This is a genomic window from Vibrio sp. YT-17 (assembly GCF_033337375.1).
Lineage (GTDB): Bacteria > Pseudomonadota > Gammaproteobacteria > Enterobacterales > Vibrionaceae > Vibrio > Vibrio alginolyticus.
Window position 1 is genome coordinate 60,118 of sequence record NZ_JAWOQP010000010.1, and the last position, 11,943, is coordinate 72,060.

The window sequence follows — 11,943 nt, forward strand, 5'->3', positions numbered from 1 at the left end:
ATTAAATGTATATACAAATAAATAGAGCAAAATAAGAACACTGACAAGATTGATGTTGCTAAAATGTGATCAAAACGTAGATCTAGAGGATAAATCTTGTCCTTAAATGAGCACTTTTGAGCTCAGCTTATATTTGTTACCAGGGTGATAAAGTAGGGCGGTACTGACTAACTTATCTTGGCTCCACGTTCTGCGATTCAAGAGAAGGCAAGGTTCATTGGCTTGCATTTTTAAGTCTTGCTTAATACGGCTTTCAGGCACAATTGCCTCTACAGTATGTTCTATCGCGCTGAGTGGGCAATTATCTGACAGGTATTGATTTGGAGTGATTTGTGTGAAGTCTTGATTTAAATAACTCGGGGCATATTGGCTATTCACCCAGCGGAGCTCCAATTGAATCGGCGTTTGGTCTTCATAGTGAATAATTTCACTGTAAAACACTGTCGTGCCTAGCATAACGCCGAGTTTTGTCGCAATGTTGTCATCTGCTTTTATGGCAATCTGTTTGAGCACTTTACTGCCATACTTTCGCCCTCTATCGCTGACTTCTTCGGCAATGTTTCGAATGTCTAGCAGGGGAGATTCTGACTTTTCACCAGGATCACACACGAACGTGCCTAAGCGTGGGCGACGTTGTAATCGGCCCTCATTTACTAAATCCCGAATTGCTTTGTTCACTGTCATTCTACTGACACCAAATTGCTCGGTAAGCTCAATCTCGGTGGCGATGCGATGACCAACTACCCACTCTCCAGCATCAATTTTATCCAGGATAAATTGTTTAATTTGAATGTAGAGTGGTGCAGACATAATGATTTCCCTTTATTTGACTATACAAATACTGCTTAATTTAGGTACAAATTGCAAACATTTCTCGACGAATGTACCGCTTAGTGACCGAACAATCCTATAGCAGGGCTGAATGACTCTTGCTGCTGAGCATTATTTGGCTTGATGATTGAATTCAAACATTTTCTTGTGGTCTATTGCTTGCACAGCAGAAAACAATTGTGTAAACAAACGATTATTAGAAGAAAAGTCGCTAAAAAAGGAAAAATATGTTTAAAAAATTGAAAGCATCACTGGGGATCGGCTCTGCAAAAGTAGATACCATTTTGGACGAAATGAGCGTGTTTCAAGGAGCGACGCTGAAAGGGCATGTTCATATCAAAGGCGGAGATGTCGAACAACAAATTGATGCTATTACGATTAAATTGAACACGGAAATGAAAGTCGAAGTGGATGATAGCGTAAGTTACCAAACCTTCACTATTGATCAATTGAAAGCAGTTGACCCTTTTGTGATTCAACCTAATGAAGAAAAGCAGGTTCCGTTTGAGCTAAAACTGCATGATGAAACACCAATTACTGCGGTTAGCGCACTTAAGAATCAATGTCATGTTTGGGTCGAGACGACGTTAGATATTGATTTTGCAATTGATCCGCGTGACCGTGACTATATTGAAGTGAAACCTTTACCAGTAGCATCTCGGGTTATTCAAGCGATCGAGCAAGCTGGTTTCACTATGGTTAAAGCCGATGTTGAAAAAGGCTTTTTGCGCGGTGGCTCGTTTTCCTCTCGCTCTGGTATTTATCAAGAGCTAGAGTTCCGTAACAACGGCTTTATCTCATCAAAAGAAATTGAGCTCTCTTTTATTCTGGAAGGGCAGGTCATGCATTGTTTGGCAGAGATTGACCGTTCGCTCAGCTTGGCTGGTGACCAATATCGCTCGTTTACGTTGCCGATCAATGCAACCGATGCTCAAGTCGCAGCCGCAGTTGCACCAACGCTAAATCTATAGCTCTCATCACCTTGATGAAAATATGTACCGATATCCTATTGTGAAAGCGATATCGGTACTGTTATCCATGTTTCTTGCGTTCTCTACGGCTAAAAACTCAAGCGCTGAATTTTCCATTAGATATCGATAGCCCAATACCAGTTCATTAGAGGCATCAGCAAACTCTGTGGGTCCTTCTGTTGACCCTTGATACCAATGATATTCCAACATCAGGTGATGGTTATCTTCTAAGGCATAACGGTACCCACCCGCAATGGCAATCGTATTATGTCGATAGGGCAGATCGAGCAAGGCACGGTCATCCGAGCGAAAAGTCATGCCAATCATCGAATAAAATGCATGAGCATCACTTAAGTAGCTGTAGTTTAATTGGAAGCCTTGCTCGAAACTGCTACCTTGAAAAGTGCCGTGAGCCACATCGTTAAAATACAAACTGCCGCCAATCGATAGGCCGTGATGTTCATTTTGGAACACTTGATACTGTAAGTAAGTAGATAGGTTATTGGCCAGTGTTTGTCCTTCGAAATCATCTTCAAGCACATCATATTGCGGCATTGAAATGTAAAAACGATCTCTGTCTACTTTATCCCGCCCATTTTGTCCGATACCGAAAAGTTTATGGAAGCTTTTCGTCAGTCCATCTAAATGGTTGTCAGCGGCAAAGACCCATCGATAGTTGAGCTCCCACTGCCAACGGTTGCTGACTTGCCATTTGCTGCCTAATTCGATTTGATTGTGGTAATAATCCAGTGCGTATTCATCAGTATGAGCCCAAACACTTGCCACGGTTCCCGAACCATAAGCTTCGACAAAACCAGAGGGCAGACTATGTCCTGAACGTAGTATGTTGGTGTGACTAACCACTTGCATTGGGGATTGTGCGTAAGAACGCAGCGGGCCATATAAGTCATTTGATGCGAAGGCTTGCAAAGAACATATCGAGGTGCTTAGAAGCACCATAAAGCGCGATTTGAAATAGACCATGATGAATACCTACATACAAACTACTCTATAAAACAACTATATACCTAAATCGCACGTTGAGCTCTCGCCCAGCGTGTTAGGCTTTGTATCGGTTCACACGTAATAGGGGATATTGTAATTTGTTGTGTAAGTTCATTGAGGGGCAATTCCATTCATCAGCTATGCGGTCTCTTAAAAAAGCATGATCAGATTGTCGTGACGGGTCTGCGGTTAAGTTCTTATGACAAAACAAAATCGCGCTTTGCATTCTAAATGTGAGCTAGGTACAATCCCATTTTCGATAACGGTCCGGTATTCGTGTTACCGAGAGGCCTTTATTGACTCTCAACTATTTTCAACAAATAGCTTCTAATTTGAATAACATGTGTTGCTTGGTGTGCAACACCACTGTAAAGGACATAGCATGCCTATTATTACTCTTCCTGACGGCAGTCAGCGTCAATTTGACAACCCAGTTTCTACTATGGAAGTTGCGCAATCGATCGGTCCTGGTCTCGCAAAAGCAACTATCGCTGGTCGTGTAAACGGTAACCGCGTTGATGCGTGTGATCTAATTGAAGAAGACGCAAGCCTTGAAATCATCACAGTTAAAGATGAAGTAGACGGTCTAGAAATCGTTCGTCACTCTTGTGCTCACCTTCTTGGTCACGCTCTTAAGCAGCTTTACCCTCAAGCTAAAATGGCGATCGGTCCAACCATCGACAATGGCTTCTACTACGATATCGACTTAGACGAATCTCTAACGCAAGAAGATCTTGAAAAGATTGAAAAGCGTATGAAAGAGCTAGCGAAAACCAAGTACGAAGTGGTTAAGAAAAAAGTAAGCTGGCAGGAAGCGCGTGATACGTTTGAATCACGTGGCGAACCATACAAAGTGGAAATCCTAGACGAAAACGTATCTCGTGATGATCGTCCAGGCCTTTACCACCATGAAGAATACATCGACATGTGTCGTGGTCCTCACGTTCCTAACATGAGCTTCTGTCAACACTTCACTTTGCTGAATGTTGCAGGTGCTTACTGGCGTGGTAACAGCGACAACAAAATGCTTCAACGTATCTACGGTACGGCTTTCCACGACAAGAAAGCACTGAAAGCGCACCTAACTCGCCTAGAAGAAGCGGCGAAGCGTGATCACCGTAAGATTGGTAAGCAACTAGACCTATTCCACATGCAGCAAGAAGCACCGGGTATGGTGTTCTGGCATCACAATGGTTGGTCTATCTTCCGTGATCTAGAAGTATTCATCCGCGCTAAGCTAGATGAGTACGGTTACCAAGAAGTGAAAGGTCCACTTATGATGGACCGTGTTCTTTGGGAACGCTCTGGGCACTGGGACAAATACGCTGATGCAATGTTCACAACTTCTTCTGAGAACCGTGAATACGCGATTAAGCCAATGAACTGTCCAGGTCACGTACAGATCTTCAACCAAGGTCTAAAATCGTACCGCGACCTACCGCTACGTATGGCTGAGTTTGGCTCATGTCACCGTAACGAACCATCTGGTGCACTACACGGTATTATGCGTGTACGTGGCTTTACTCAGGATGACGCTCACATTTTCTGTACTGAGAGCCAAATTCAAGAAGAAGTAACAAACTGTATCAAGATGGTGTACGATACGTACCAAACATTTGGTTTCGACAACATCGTAGTGAAACTGTCTACTCGTCCAGAGAAACGTGTAGGTTCAGATGAAATCTGGGATCAATCTGAAGAAGCATTGAAGCAGTCTCTTGAATCGATGGATATCCCATACGAAATTCAAGAAGGCGAGGGTGCGTTCTACGGTCCTAAGATTGAATTCACACTATACGATTGTCTAGACCGTGCGTGGCAGTGTGGTACTGTCCAGCTAGACTTCAACCTACCAGGTCGCTTAGGTGCAACTTATGTAGGTGAAAACAATGAACGTCTTGTACCGGTAATGATTCACCGTGCGATTCTAGGTTCACTAGAGCGCTTCATCGGTATCCTTATCGAAGAATATGCTGGTTTCTTCCCAACTTGGTTGGCGCCAGAACAAGCAGTTCTTATGAACATTACTGATAAACAGTCAGGTTATGTTCAAGAAATAGTACAAAAACTACAAAAAAGTGGAATTAGAGCTAAAGCGGACTTGAGAAATGAGAAGATTGGCTTTAAAATCCGCGAACATACTTTGAAGCGTGTACCGTATATGCTTGTTGTTGGTGACCAAGAAATGGAAGCTGGCGAAATTGCAGTGCGTACTCGTAAAGGTAAAGATCTTGGTAAATTTAAAGTGGATGATTTTATTGCATACATCCAAGACGAGATCTCTAGCCGTAAGCTCAATCTGGAGGAATAAGCTATTAAAGGCGGAAGACGTGGCCAACAGCCGGTAAAACAAAACCCGCACCGTATCAACGGTGAAATTCGTGGTATTCGTGAAGTTCGACTAACAGGCGCTGACGGTGAATCAGTTGGTGTTGTATCGATTCAAGAAGCCATTGCAGCTGCTGAAGAAGCTGGTATGGATCTCGTTGAGATCAGTCCTAACGCCGAGCCACCTGTTTGTCGTGTGATGGACTATGGTAAGTTCCTCTTCGAGAAGAGCAAAACTGCTAAAGAGCAGAAGAAGAAGCAAAAGCAGGTCCAGATCAAGGAAGTAAAATTCCGTCCTGGAACTGATATTGGAGACTATCAGGTAAAACTACGCAACCTGACGCGTTTCCTTGAAGAAGGCAACAAAGTGAAAGTAACAATTCGCTTCCGTGGCCGAGAGATGGCACACCAAGACATCGGTGTTGACGTTCTAAATCGTCTTAAGGAAGATACTGCAGAAATTGCTGTAGTTGAATCTTTCCCTAAGAAGATTGAAGGTCGCCAGATGATCATGGTGCTAGCCCCTAAAAAGAAGTAATTAACGGCTCATCAAGTAATTAAAACCTAGCCGCTTTCCTTTATATAAAGGCATATGGCTGGGTTTTGTTCGCCCTAATTACGTTGTTTATTAAACCTACTCAATGCGGAGTTATTCATCATGCCTAAGATGAAAACCAACAAAGGTGCTGCTAAGCGTTTTAAGAAAACTGCTGGTGGTATTAAGTACAAGCACGCTACAAAACGTCACATCCTGACTAAGCGTACTACTAAGAACAAGCGTCAACTACGTCCGAATGCAATCCTTCCAAAATGTGAAGTGGCTGCAGTAATCCGTATGTTGCCATACGCTTAATTCTTTTTAGTTATCAATCGTTTAGTTTAGGAGAAGCATAATGCCTCGCGTAAAACGTGGTGTACAAGCTCGTGCACGTCATAAGAAAGTTCTAAAACAAGCTAAAGGTTACTACGGTGCGCGTTCACGCGTTTACCGCGTAGCTTTCCAAGCAGTTACTAAAGCTGGTCAATACGCTTACCGTGACCGTCGCGCTAAGAAACGTCAATTCCGTCAACTATGGATTGCACGTATCAATGCGGCATCTCGTCAAAATGGTCTATCTTACAGCCGTTTCATCAACGGTCTTAAGAAAGCATCTATCGAGATCGACCGTAAGATCCTTGCGGACATCGCAGTATTCGACAAAGCTGCATTTGCAGTTCTAGTTGAAAAAGCGAAAGCTGCTCTTTAATTAGCAGTTTAGGATTAAGAGAAGGAGAGCATTAGCTCTCCTTTTTTATTGCTAAAATTTATACCCAAATGACTTTTAGCTTGGCTATTTAGAGTATTGTTTATCAGTCTTCTCAATTTATTGGTTAGCATCTTATGTTAGTTATAAGGTAGCTTGGGTATAAATTTTTACGTTTATAAGGGATTAAAAATGATCTACACAACGACCGAAAGCATTCCTGGCAAGCAGATCTCTGAAATCAGAGGGGTTGTAACTGGTAATGTTGTTCAATCAAAGCATATTGGCCGTGACCTCATGGCGGGTATCAAGAGCATTGTTGGCGGCGAAATTCGTGGTTACACGGAAATGATGACCGACGCGCGTGATATTGCTATACAGCGCATGGTGGCGGACGCTGAATCTAAAGGTGCCGATGCAATAGTAGGGATTCGATTTACCACAAGCTCAATCGTAGATGGTTCTTCGGAAATTTTGGCATTTGGTACTGCAGTGAAACTAGCGGACTAGTCTACTTGAATAGCATTGCAAAAATGCTAATAGAGAGCGGTGAATTATTATGCATTTACCGTTCTGTTCCTTTTAGGTTAATTATTCTAGATTTTTGTAGAGAGAATAGGTTTATATTCTCAACTTTACGTTACTATTAAAATTAATCACGATGATTTAGAGTAATTGCTTCACTTTTATTTTGCATATTATTTTATATCTATAATGAAATTGAATTCATATTGAATTTTTCATTTGTTGTGTGAATTCTCTTTTCGGTATATTAATTCATGTTTTTCTTATAAAAATATGAACTTATACCTTGCCAAGCGGTTCTAAATTGTTACAAATACTATACAGCTGTAACATTGCCAAAAGGAATTGTAGATGAGAGATCTGACTCCCGAATACTTGCTAGCCGCATTACGCCAAGCGATTAAAACAAAAGGGCTAACATATCGAGAGCTATCTGAGAAAATGGGTATGCCACTATCTACCTTTAAGAGACATCTTACAAGCACGAATCTCGCTTTAGATAAGTTGCTGGAATATTGTAGAGCGGTTGATTGCACGTTAGATGAACTACAAAAGCTCGCAAATCAATTGCAAGGTGAAGACGAGGATTACTTTAGTCGCACACAGGATGAAGTATTCTTTCAATTCCCTCACCTTTACGACTTTTATCGTGAATTGAGAATGTTACGAGGTAAAGACGGCTATTCTATTTTAAAGAAAAAGTATGACTTGTCTGAGCAGAGCATGTCCGATTACTTAAAAGCATTAGAGTTGTTGGACCTCGTTTACGTTGATGAAGATAAAAATATAACGCTGCACGGGCCTTTATATTATAGCTATGCAGAGAACTCCAAGCTCAACGACAAATATACCGAAATCATAAAAGAGCAGACGACTACCCACGATAAGTGTGTTCGCGTTGCTTTGGCGCGTATGAAAATTACCGAAGAACAGCTTTTGTTACTGGAAGATCAAGTCGCAAAGACCGTCATCGATTTTCATTCCAAAAATGTTGTAGCAGAGAACTTTAATGTCTCTGATTTTACTAATATTGTTCTACTTGCTGGGCCACATCAGCCAGTCACATTCTCTGACGGCATTATTGAGACAGAGGGGCGATTTATTGATGATATTCGTTATGCCATCGCAGCTGCAGGTGATAAGCCAAGCCTATCGATATAGATTTTGAGCCTTTTTTGAAGAGAGTTTCTGAAAGGGCGTTGCAAAAGAAAAAGCCTAAGACAGCAAATACTTTGTAAGTAGGGCATTCAGCGGTGTTTGCTCTTAATTCAGACTTAAAGTGTTTTGGGCTTATTTCGAATAATACCTGTTCAGCATCTACTTTCGTTATTTTTAACATGCTGATTTCCTTCGTTGTTCCTCCCAAAGCCTCTCTCGCTTCCTCTACAAAGAAACCATTCTCGTTGAACCAAGCATCCAGTAGCTACTTGGGTATGCATAATTGGTAGCTATTTATCTTCTAATTATAAATTCATACTTGAAATGTTTGTTTTTTGATCTATTATGACGAAGTGTCATTTATGACGGTTCGTCAACTTTGGTTGCGTTCCTGTATTAAAGAATCGTGTTACAATTATTGGGAGTGTGTTGGTATACGGATCAAAGGATTATGTTTAACTTTCGCTGTAAAAAATATAGCAAGCAAGACGGATGTCGTGTGTCTTCAGGGCTAACAAAAAAGCAACAGGCGATTGCTGATCGTGAGATAGAGCTTATTCAATTGGCTAAGTCTTTAGTTCAAGAGCAAGGCTTTGCCAACTTAACGATGGACAAGCTTACAGCGTCAAGCCCTTATTCTAAAGGGACGATCTACAATCATTTTTGCAGCAAAGAAGATGTGATTCTTGCGCTTTGTATTCATTCGCTGAAAAGCGAAGCAATATTTTTCGAACGTACCGCCAAATTTAATGGTAATACCAGAGAAAAAATCATTGCGATGCATGTAGGTTATCGTATTTACGCTCGTATGGAGCCAGTACTATCAACCTGTGCGATTGTTGCAAAGACGCCTTGGGTTCTAGAGAAGGCTTCGCCTAAACGTGTGAATGAACTGAATAACTTGGAAGAACAAGTAATAGATGGTGCTGATGCGCTGGTGAACAATGCGGTAGAATGTGGTGATCTTAAGTTTTCTCCCGCAATTGGTTCTGATGCTATTGTATTCGCCAACTGGTCTATTGCATTCGGTTCAAACGCTTTGGCGCAAAATGCATCGAACAGTCGATGTATTCAGCGAATTCAAGACCCATTCTCAGTACTGCACAACGCGAATATGTTACTTGATGGTTTAGGTTGGTCGCCTTTATCTACAGAATGGGACTACCGTAAAACCTGGCGTCGAGTGGAGCAGGAGTTATTTAGTGAAGAGCTTGCTTATTTAGAGTCAGTGAATCGCTAATAAACTGGAAAGGCCAATCTGACGTTATGGTTGGCTTTTTTATCGCACTATTGTGACGAATCGTCATTGAATCTCGAAGGTTGGCGTTCAGCCAATGATCACGAGAAGCATAGGAAGTTACTAAAAACTAACTTATGTAGCCAAATTCATTCGATCTAAAGTTTGCATGTCGAGTTTGTCTGGTTATTTACAGCATTTGCTGTTTTTTTTAGTTTTTAAATTTGACGAAACGTCACAAAAGGAGAGTGTGATGCCACATCACAACGTTCAACAATACGCCCGTTCAGGGTGGGGTAAGCTACCAACGAATTACAGTGTATTGGTGATGCTTGCTACCGTTTTATTGATTGTCATAGCAACTATTGGAGGAAAAAATCTTTACTTTAGAGGAGATTACGACATCTTCTTTGATGGAACAAATGAGCAGTTACTTGCGTTTGATGAAATTCAAACCACCTTTGCAAAATCTGACAGTCTTGCTTTGGTTATAGCGCCAAAGAGCGGCACTGTTTTTACTCCTAGCACATTATCTCTTATTCAGCAGATCACTGACGAGGCGTGGCAAGTTCCATACTCGACCCGCGTTGATTCCCTCGCCAACTACCAGCATACCGAAGCGTTTGAAGATGATCTTCTTGTCGAAGATTTACTGTATAGCGAATATGAATTGACACCTCAACGAATAGAGAAAGTCAAAAGTATTGCGTTGAGTGAGCCGGTTTTGAAAAGTTCACTGATTTCTGAAAAAGGAGATGTCACGGTCGTAAACATTACGGTCCAACTCCCTGAAATAGATAAAACTGCTGAAGTACAAGAGGTGGTTGCTTACATAAACGGAATGATTGAGCGTTATCAGCAAGTGTACCCAGACACGGAATTCCATAAGGCTGGTATTATTGCAATGAACTACGCGTTTATGACTGCAGCCCAAGATGATAGCGCAACATTAGTGCCTACTATGTTACTAGTGATATTGGTGTTTCTGACCATCATGTTGCGCTCATTGCTTAGCGTCATCGCGACACTCATCGTTATTATCGGCTCGGTTATGGTGACAATGGGCTTGTCAGGATGGGCTGGTATGTTCTTAAGCACGGCGACCGTTAATGTGCCTACCTTGGTGATGACGCTTGCCGTCGCAGACTGTGTACACATCATCGCGACAATGCGTCAGTCTATGCAAAACGGCTTTAGTAAAGCCCACTCTATTGAGCGAAGTATTGCGCTCAATTTCATGCCTATCTTGATTACCTCCATTACCACCGCGATCGGCTTTTTAATGATGAATATGTCGGATTCTCCAATCCTGAGAGATTTCGGCAACCTATCAGCCCTTGGCGTCATGGTTGCTTGTTTCCTTTCCATCACGTTACTTCCCGCCTTGCTTAATATCCTTCCGGTTACGGTGAAGTCGGATACTTCTGATGAAAGAAAGCACTTTATGGATCATTTAGGAGATTTCGTGGTGTCAAAGCGACATGCTTTATTGCCGTTGTCGGTGCTTGTTATTGTCGCGAGTGCGAGCTTGATTCCATTGAACAAAGTCAATGATGAATCCGTCGAGTACTTTGGCCATAGCAATGAATTTCGCCGAGCGGCTGATTTTATGGAAGAGCGAATCAGTGGCATGGCGAACATCAGTATCGCGATAAAAACCAACGAATCGCAGGGTATTGCGGATCCTAATTTTCTCAATACCGTGGGTAAATTTACTGACTGGCTAAGGTTGCAGCCAGAAACGGACCATGTTGCGACCTTGAGCGATGTTTATAAGCGCCTAAACAAGAACATGCATGGAGATGATCAGGCTTATTACTCGCTCCCTCAAGACAGAGAATTAGCGGCTCAATATCTGCTGCTTTACGAAATGTCACTACCGTATGGTTTAGATTTGAACAACCAAATCAATGTAGATAAGTCGTCGATCAAGATGGTTCTCACCGTGGAGAACTTGGGCAGCGTCGAGCTTGTTGATTTGGAAAATCGCATTTACCAATGGTTTAACGAAAACGCGCCTCAATATGATGTTGTTGCTTCTAGTCCTTCATTGATGTTTGCGCATATTGGTGAAACGAATATGGCCAGCATGCTGTCAACCTTGCCCATTACTCTTGTCTTAATCTCTGCATTACTGATCTTTGCCTTGCGTTCGTTCAAGCTTGGCTTAATTAGTCTTGTCCCGAATATTGCTCCTGCGCTTATTGGTTTTGGTATTTGGGCGCTGGTTTCTGGCGAGATTAACTTGGGATTGTCTGTCGTTGTGACATTAACGCTTGGTGTTGTTGTCGATGACGCCGTTCACTTTCTTTCTAAATATCAACACGCTCGTAAAGATGGCCACAGTGCGGAGCAAGCGGTTCGCTACGCCTTTCGTACCGTGGGGCGCGCACTTTGGATTACGACTGTCGTGCTTGTTGCTGGTTTCTCTGTTCTGGCGATGTCGAGCTTCCGTTTAAATGCCGATATGGGACAGCTGAGTGCCATTGTCATCTTTATTGCTCTTGTTGTGGATTTCATCTTCCTACCGACTCTACTGATGTTGTTTGACAAAGGCGTTTACGACGAGGTGGAGCGCCGAAATAAGCTTAAATCAACTGACTCTCAAACCAAGACTGTTACTCAGTCATAACGAATTAAAGGA

11 protein-coding genes are annotated in these 11,943 nt (G+C 42.2%); 9 read left to right on the top strand and 2 right to left on the bottom strand.

The genetic code is table 11. The annotated features are described in order from the left end of the window. Positions 1-102: 102 nt before the first annotated feature. A complete protein-coding gene (gene hutC / locus R7F67_RS11630) occupies positions 103-810 on the bottom strand; it encodes a histidine utilization repressor (protein WP_005385493.1) in 708 nt (235 codons plus the stop codon). A gap of 248 nt (positions 811-1,058) precedes the next feature. Between hutC and R7F67_RS11635 the strand changes: the two genes are divergently transcribed. After that, positions 1,059-1,802, top strand: a complete 744-nt coding sequence (locus R7F67_RS11635) for a sporulation protein (RefSeq protein WP_025766828.1) — start codon at positions 1,059-1,061, stop codon at positions 1,800-1,802. Positions 1,803-1,808: 6 nt separating this feature from the next. Here the strand turns inward: R7F67_RS11635 and R7F67_RS11640 are convergent, their stop codons facing one another. After that, positions 1,809-2,786: a DUF3187 family protein gene (locus R7F67_RS11640; RefSeq protein ID WP_017634849.1), complete on the bottom strand. Its 978-nt coding sequence runs from the start codon at positions 2,784-2,786 to the stop codon at positions 1,809-1,811. A 403-nt stretch (positions 2,787-3,189) separates the two neighbouring features. Between R7F67_RS11640 and thrS the strand changes: the two genes are divergently transcribed. The 8 genes from thrS to R7F67_RS11680 all read left to right on the top strand — a co-directional run bounded on the left by thrS (position 3,190) and on the right by R7F67_RS11680 (position 11,931). Further along, on the top strand, positions 3,190-5,118 hold the full coding sequence (thrS, locus tag R7F67_RS11645) for a threonine--tRNA ligase (protein ID WP_005395892.1): 1,929 nt from the start codon (positions 3,190-3,192) through the stop codon (positions 5,116-5,118). A gap of 3 nt (positions 5,119-5,121) precedes the next feature. Beyond that, positions 5,122-5,673, top strand: a complete 552-nt coding sequence (gene infC / locus R7F67_RS11650; RefSeq protein WP_080276913.1) for a translation initiation factor IF-3 — start codon at positions 5,122-5,124, stop codon at positions 5,671-5,673. 120 nt (positions 5,674-5,793) lie between these two features. Continuing rightward, positions 5,794-5,988: a 50S ribosomal protein L35 gene (rpmI, locus tag R7F67_RS11655; protein WP_005377932.1), complete on the top strand. Its 195-nt coding sequence runs from the start codon at positions 5,794-5,796 to the stop codon at positions 5,986-5,988. Positions 5,989-6,028: 40 nt separating this feature from the next. Continuing rightward, positions 6,029-6,382 (top strand): 50S ribosomal protein L20, encoded by a 354-nt coding sequence (gene rplT / locus R7F67_RS11660; RefSeq protein WP_004727974.1) that lies wholly within the window; start codon positions 6,029-6,031, stop codon positions 6,380-6,382. Positions 6,383-6,571: 189 nt separating this feature from the next. Beyond that, positions 6,572-6,889 carry a heavy metal-binding domain-containing protein gene (locus tag R7F67_RS11665; RefSeq protein ID WP_005377919.1) on the top strand — a complete coding sequence of 106 codons (318 nt, stop codon included), beginning with the start codon at positions 6,572-6,574 and terminating at the stop codon, positions 6,887-6,889. A gap of 366 nt (positions 6,890-7,255) precedes the next feature. After that, entirely contained in the window at positions 7,256-8,065 is an 810-nt protein-coding gene (locus R7F67_RS11670) for a helix-turn-helix domain-containing protein (RefSeq protein ID WP_005385480.1), read from the top strand. A 448-nt stretch (positions 8,066-8,513) separates the two neighbouring features. Beyond that, positions 8,514-9,302 carry a TetR/AcrR family transcriptional regulator gene (locus tag R7F67_RS11675; RefSeq protein WP_005377913.1) on the top strand — a complete coding sequence of 263 codons (789 nt, stop codon included), beginning with the start codon at positions 8,514-8,516 and terminating at the stop codon, positions 9,300-9,302. Positions 9,303-9,552: 250 nt separating this feature from the next. Further along, a complete protein-coding gene (locus R7F67_RS11680; RefSeq protein ID WP_017634848.1) occupies positions 9,553-11,931 on the top strand; it encodes an efflux RND transporter permease subunit in 2,379 nt (792 codons plus the stop codon). Positions 11,932-11,943: the final 12 nt, after the last annotated feature.

What these genes read in the sequence shown, in the direction of transcription:
- hutC (WP_005385493.1), bottom strand. Translation starts at nt 810, where the DNA reads ATGTCTGCACCACTCTACATTCAAATTAAACAATTTATCCTGGATAAA.
- R7F67_RS11635 (WP_025766828.1), top strand. Translation starts at nt 1,059, where the DNA reads ATGTTTAAAAAATTGAAAGCATCACTGGGGATCGGCTCTGCAAAAGTA.
- R7F67_RS11640 (WP_017634849.1), bottom strand. Translation starts at nt 2,786, where the DNA reads ATGGTCTATTTCAAATCGCGCTTTATGGTGCTTCTAAGCACCTCGATA.
- thrS (WP_005395892.1), top strand. Translation starts at nt 3,190, where the DNA reads ATGCCTATTATTACTCTTCCTGACGGCAGTCAGCGTCAATTTGACAAC.
- rpmI (WP_005377932.1), top strand. Translation starts at nt 5,794, where the DNA reads ATGCCTAAGATGAAAACCAACAAAGGTGCTGCTAAGCGTTTTAAGAAA.
- rplT (WP_004727974.1), top strand. Translation starts at nt 6,029, where the DNA reads ATGCCTCGCGTAAAACGTGGTGTACAAGCTCGTGCACGTCATAAGAAA.
- R7F67_RS11665 (WP_005377919.1), top strand. Translation starts at nt 6,572, where the DNA reads ATGATCTACACAACGACCGAAAGCATTCCTGGCAAGCAGATCTCTGAA.
- R7F67_RS11670 (WP_005385480.1), top strand. Translation starts at nt 7,256, where the DNA reads ATGAGAGATCTGACTCCCGAATACTTGCTAGCCGCATTACGCCAAGCG.
- R7F67_RS11675 (WP_005377913.1), top strand. Translation starts at nt 8,514, where the DNA reads ATGTTTAACTTTCGCTGTAAAAAATATAGCAAGCAAGACGGATGTCGT.
- R7F67_RS11680 (WP_017634848.1), top strand. Translation starts at nt 9,553, where the DNA reads ATGCCACATCACAACGTTCAACAATACGCCCGTTCAGGGTGGGGTAAG.